This window comes from Staphylococcus sp. EG-SA-2, assembly GCF_017152085.1.
Map to the genome: position 1 here is coordinate 1 of NZ_JACYHC010000432.1, position 5,621 is coordinate 5,621.

The following is a 5,621-nucleotide window of genomic DNA, read 5'->3' on the forward strand; positions in this document are numbered from 1 at the left end:
CTGTTAATCGTGATGAATTAGAAGATGTAGTTGTTGAAAATGAAGTTATGGGTATCCCTAGCTTGCTAGTATTTAAAAACGGCGACAAAATTGCACACCTTCATTCAGCAAATGCTAAGTCACCTGAACAAGTTGAATCATTTTTAGCAGAAACTTTTAAATAAATACTAAAATACAAATGTGTATATACTTCACAATAAAAAGCTGAGACTGTGATTGTACCGACTCTAGTAAATTAGATTAAATCTCTAACTCGATAGATGTCCATCAATTCATGTCTCAGCTTTTATTAATGTTTTCTATAATTATACATATTAATATAATGTAATTAAGTTTCTATTTTTACGTGGTGCTTTAGGCATATCTTCTTCTAAATCCGTTAAATATAAGAATCCAGCAAGAACTTCATCTTTCTTTATACCAAGTGTTTTTCTTACTTTAGGATCATAGATATATAATGGCGATTTCCAACATGTACCTATCCCCGCTTCATAAAGTAACAACATAAGATTTTGTGCATATGCACCAAATGCAAAGTAGTTTTCATCATTTTGACGTTGTCTTGGATCTGTTTTTAAAATAAGCAATAACATGCCACCTAGTTTCGTTACTGCATCATAATGACATTGTTGCTTATCTAATTCATTAGGAAATGCAAATTTAGAAATATCCTTACTCATATCTCCTAATCTGTCTTTCGGAACATGCACAACTCTCCATGGTTCCCTCATTCCGTGATTTGGAGCATCAGCAGCTTTCTCAATTGCTTGATATAGCAATGCGTCATCTATGTGCATATCTCTTTTAAATTTTTTCACACTTCTTCTATTAGCTATTGCTTGTTGTAATTCCATCTAAAATCGCTCCTCCACGAACAATGATAATACTTCTCAATTATAAGACAGCACTTACACAAAAGCAACCTAATTCATTTTATTAGTATAAAGTCACTTGTGCTTTTAAATCAGTAACATCAATCTGTCCTGGAGCTTGTGGTTCTCCGATACAACCATAAGTCAATGCACCACCAAAAACGCCTTGAGCCGTTCTACTTATTAGTCCAAGTTTAGACATTGAAATACCAACAACTTTGCAGTCCATAGTATCTGAAAATGTAGACATTGCCTGCAATAAATTTAACACATCATTTTTATTATGTGGCATTACTGCTAATTTAACGTATTCTGGGTTGAATTTTTGCATTTTAAAAAATATAAATTGCAATTCATCTAATGGAGGCGTACTTTCGAAATTATGATGTGATATAACCACCTCTTTATTATACTGTTGCAAGTGTGTAATGATTCGTTGATGTTTTTCAATGTCAATATCTGCTTGCCATTCTATATCAATCATATCTATGCCATTGATATTTGCTAAGTCTGATATTAAATTAAGATACAAGTCATTTATAAATTGCCCATAGCCACCTTGTAACTTTGTACGATACGTAACTAATAATTTGAATGAATCTTGCATAACCTTCAGCTTTGTAATCATTTCTGCCACTTGATCAACTGTGACATTTTCAATTTGATCAATTCGTAATTCTAATACGTCTATTGCATCAATACGATGATTAATTTTTTGAATTAAAGTTTCTTCGATAGATAATTGTGGCGCGATAGTCGCTACTACTTCCACATGTGTCATAGTAAATCCCTCATTTCAGATACTCATTATTTTTATTGTAAACAACAACTTTTTATCCTTCAATCAAACAATGCTATAAATGAAAATGATTAAGGTATTTTCGAATGGGTAAAGCATAAATGTATTTTAAATTAGGAGGTTATAAGAATGGCAATACATTATGAAACTAAAGCGACGAATGTTGGCGGACGTAAAGGACATGTTTATACTGATGATCGAGCGTTAGATATTGATATCGTTCCGCCTGCTCAAGCAGATGGTAAAGCTACTAACCCCGAACAATTATTTGCAGCAGGTTATGCATCTTGCTTCAACGGTGCTTTCGACCTAATTTTAAAGCAAAACAAAGTGCGTGATGCTCATCCAGAAGTAACACTAACAGTGAGACTAGAAGATGATTCAGACTCAGAAAGTCCTAAATTAAGTGTTTCAATTGATGCGACAATTAAAAATGTTATATCTCAAGAAGAAGCTGAAAAATATTTACAAATGGCTCATGAATTTTGTCCATATTCAAAAGCGACTCAAGGAAATATTAATGTCGATTTAAATGTAAATGTTGTAGATTAGCATTAACTTAAAGAGATTATTCAACGTTATTAATAAAATTCACATAAAATTCAAATTTGCCAACCAAAAATTTTTGGTTGGTTATTTTTTCTATTCGTGACTGAAATTTCTGGCAATATTTAACTGAAAATGATTGTCCCTTAGTCATCATAAATGTGACCGGTTCCAATACTGGCTTGACTTCTTCGCATACCGTCTACAAATAAAAGTCCAGTGTCGACCAATAACCAATTCCATAATTTCCTGAACTTAAAAATAAATATAATTAAATTGATAATCCATTTACAAGAATGTGCATATAAATCAGTGATTGCAAAATTTTAATAAACATTTTAATATGTAATTAAGAAATTTTTTTAGTACAAAATCTTTCTTAATAATGATTAAGGAGGTCAGTAATGATTGAAATTAAAACATTAACGAATAATGATTTTAATGAGTATAAGAGACTTGTTTCGACAGTCAATGAAGAATTCACTCAAGATTCACATTATAGTCAAACAATGACTGACACCTTAATACATGACATTTTAAATCAAGGTTCACCGAAATGTATTGTATTTGGCTGTTATGAAAACGAAACACTTATCGCAACAGCTGCCTTAGAACAAATTCGATACGTTGGAAAAGAACATAAATCATTAATTAAATACAACTTTGTTACTAATAACGATAAATCGATTAATAGCGAGCTCATTAATTTCATTATTAATTATGCACGGCAGAACAATTACGAATCTTTACTTACATCAATTGTGTCAAACAACATAGGTGCTAAAGTTTTCTATAGTGCACTAGGATTCGACATTCTTGGTTTTGAGAAAAATGCAATTAAAATCGGAAATACCTATTTCGATGAACATTGGCTTTTTTATGATTTGATTAATAAGTAATACAGTTTTATATATTCTACATTTCTCATAAATTCAAATCATATAGGTTCTATTTTTCATACAACTACTCTACTATTGAGTAGTTGTTTTTTATTTGATATGATAACAATAAGTTTTTTCAGAATATTCTATGTTTTAGGGGTGTCAAAACTTAATGGTAACCGCAATTATTCATGGATTTATCTTAGCGATTGGTCTAATTTTACCTTTAGGTGCACAAAATGTATTTATTTTTAACCAAGGAGCTAATCAACCAAAATATAGATATGTATTGCCTGCAATAATTACAGCCGGGTTGTCAGACAGCTTACTTATTATTATTGCAGTGGTAGGAGTATCTATCATTATTATGTCTTTACCTGTACTTCAAGCAATTATTTATATAGTTGGTTTAATTTTCTTGATGTATATGGCTTGGACCATTTGGCATGATAAACCCTCAACAGATGGAGAAGCTCAAATTATATCTCCAATGAAACAAGTAAGTTTTGCTTTATCAGTTTCATTACTCAATCCACATGCTATTTTAGATACAATTGGTGTAATTGGTAGTAGTGCTGCATTATATAGTGGCAGCAATAAAATTGCGTTTACAATCGCTTGTATTAGCGTTTCATGGTTATGGTTCTTTTTACTCGCAATTTTAGGAAAAATGGTTGGATCAATTGATAAAACTGGAAAATTATTAACAATAATCAATAAAATATCAAGCATAATAATTATTATTGTTGCTCTAATGATATTACAAAAACTTATTCAATTATTATTCTAAAGCGTTATGTAGTTGTATTTTAAAAGCGTTATACAAAAGACATACTTGTGTCTATGTATAACGCTTTATTTATTATAAATTTGGATCAATTAACTCAACAAATTTAAATGTTCCATTGTCATATTCAAATTTCAGGATATTACAATTACCGATATTATGCTTTAATGCTTCATCTAGTTTAAGGCAATATCTTAAAAATACTCCCATTATTGTTCCATGACTCACGACTAATGCATTATTCTTTGTTTGAGACATAATGTCATGTAAAGTTTTCACAATGCGTTCTTCAACTTGTTGCCTTGCCTCTCCTTTGAAAGGAACAATTCGATCTCCGAATAAGTCCTCAGGCTTGTATAGATTATCAAATAGATAGACTGACTCACCTTCAAATATTCCAAAATGCCATTCCTTCAGTCCCTTAAAACGTTGATACGATTGGTTAGGTGCAACATTTTCAAGTGTGTCACTTGCGCGTTCTTGCGTTGATGATGCATATAAATCGAAGTTTATCCCCTTAGTTTCATAATAACTACGTGCCTTTTGAGCTTGAGCAATTCCAAGTTCTGTTAGCGGCGAATCTCCAAATCCCTGAATTAGTCCCTTAAAATTAAACAAAGTTTGTCCGTGGCGCATTAAATATAACGTTTTAGCCAACAATAACACCTCTTCAATAAAAAGTATTGATAGCTCAAAATGTATTCTCTTTTTATTAAAATGAGTACCAAATATATTAAACCATTATTTAAACTTTTTCGGTAGCGAAAACCTTTGCTTTTGATGTACATTTTTTTCATAAGTAATGATGATTTTAGTTTAAAAGATAATGTGACGGGGTAAAACGCAATGAAGAGTACAGAATTTTAAAGGAGTGAGTGTTTATGGATCATCATAATCAATGTAATTATGTGAATCCACAAAATGTTTCACTTGACTGGGAATGTTTTATAATTAGTAAAAGTGAAATGTTGTTAGATGGTGTACCAAATGAACTTATCAACACTTGGTTAGATAAAGACATTATTACACCATTTTCGATAAGAAATGATGAAATAAACTTTAAAACAAAAGATATTTGGGATGCACTAATACATCATAATTGGTACTACTCAAATTAATTTGCCATATATAAGCTAATAGCTCTATTTGTAGTTTCAATTAATTGATGATCTGTGTAATTAGACATCACATATGCTCTAATTACTTGGTGTCTTTCTTCTAATCGAGGGAATGCTTTATCTTCACTAACGTGTTCGGCCAATATACCAAATGGTGTGTTATCATTTTGAAAACCCATGATGAAATTGTAAAACGTCATAAGACTTGCCCCCTTCATTTATTAAGCGCTATTTAAAGTGTTATTATTAATCTTATCAGAAAACTAGTATTTGTAAATGTGCAAAAGTGATTTTGCACATTTTTTTGATATCTGATTCTAAAAATATTAACGAATTATACAACTTTAAGAGTTTTTAGTATGTAAATATTCTTTTCATATTAATACTATACATCCCTATATATGCTCACTCGTTTGAATTAATAAACTTTAGCATTCTACAAATAATATTTTAAAAATAACTATACTTTTTATTTACCTATTGGAAAATAGGATAAAGTCCGTATAATTGTGTAAAAGTAAAAAGGCCATATAACAGTCCTTTTACGGTACAATGTTTTTAACGACAAAAACATACCCAGGAGGACTTTTACATGACCCAAGTACATTTTACACTGAA

Annotated in this window: 9 protein-coding genes; 5 read left to right on the top strand and 4 right to left on the bottom strand. The window is 30.6% G+C overall.

Annotation, left to right across the window (positions count from 1 at the left end):
* The coding region (locus IDG60_RS05205) for a thioredoxin family protein (protein ID WP_206160542.1) at nt 1–164 on the top strand (164 nt) is incomplete at its 5' end.
* Nucleotides 165–314: 150 nt separating this feature from the next.
* On the opposite strand, the gene IDG60_RS05210 is transcribed toward IDG60_RS05205, so the two are convergent.
* Both IDG60_RS05210 and aroD read right to left on the bottom strand, forming a co-directional pair.
* Nucleotides 315–854 carry a nitroreductase family protein gene (locus IDG60_RS05210; protein WP_000422908.1) on the bottom strand — a complete coding sequence of 180 codons (540 nt, stop codon included), beginning with the start codon at nt 852–854 and terminating at the stop codon, nt 315–317.
* 82 nt (nt 855–936) lie between these two features.
* On the bottom strand, nt 937–1,653 hold the full coding sequence (gene aroD / locus IDG60_RS05215; RefSeq protein ID WP_000150012.1) for a type I 3-dehydroquinate dehydratase: 717 nt from the start codon (nt 1,651–1,653) through the stop codon (nt 937–939).
* A gap of 147 nt (nt 1,654–1,800) precedes the next feature.
* Between aroD and IDG60_RS05220 the strand changes: the two genes are divergently transcribed.
* From IDG60_RS05220 to IDG60_RS05230, 3 genes are all read left to right on the top strand, one after another.
* Entirely contained in the window at nt 1,801–2,223 is a 423-nt protein-coding gene (locus tag IDG60_RS05220; protein WP_000974460.1) for an organic hydroperoxide resistance protein, read from the top strand.
* Nucleotides 2,224–2,621: 398 nt separating this feature from the next.
* Nucleotides 2,622–3,116, top strand: a complete 495-nt coding sequence (locus IDG60_RS05225; protein WP_000569884.1) for a GNAT family N-acetyltransferase — start codon at nt 2,622–2,624, stop codon at nt 3,114–3,116.
* A gap of 154 nt (nt 3,117–3,270) precedes the next feature.
* Entirely contained in the window at nt 3,271–3,888 is a 618-nt protein-coding gene (locus tag IDG60_RS05230) for a LysE/ArgO family amino acid transporter (protein WP_000255551.1), read from the top strand.
* 72 nt (nt 3,889–3,960) lie between these two features.
* On the opposite strand, the gene IDG60_RS05235 is transcribed toward IDG60_RS05230, so the two are convergent.
* Complete coding sequence (locus IDG60_RS05235; RefSeq protein WP_001140693.1) at nt 3,961–4,542, bottom strand: histidine phosphatase family protein; 582 nt, start codon at nt 4,540–4,542, stop codon at nt 3,961–3,963.
* Between the two features lie 224 nt (nt 4,543–4,766).
* On the opposite strand from IDG60_RS05235, the gene IDG60_RS05240 reads away from it, so the two are divergent.
* Nucleotides 4,767–5,003 carry a hypothetical protein gene (locus tag IDG60_RS05240; protein WP_000349581.1) on the top strand — a complete coding sequence of 79 codons (237 nt, stop codon included), beginning with the start codon at nt 4,767–4,769 and terminating at the stop codon, nt 5,001–5,003.
* On the opposite strand, the gene IDG60_RS05245 is transcribed toward IDG60_RS05240, so the two are convergent.
* On the bottom strand, nt 5,000–5,203 hold the full coding sequence (locus IDG60_RS05245) for a sterile alpha motif-like domain-containing protein (RefSeq protein ID WP_000145163.1): 204 nt from the start codon (nt 5,201–5,203) through the stop codon (nt 5,000–5,002). The two genes, IDG60_RS05240 and IDG60_RS05245, sit on opposite strands and share 4 nt — an antisense overlap.
* Nucleotides 5,204–5,621 lie beyond the last annotated feature (418 nt).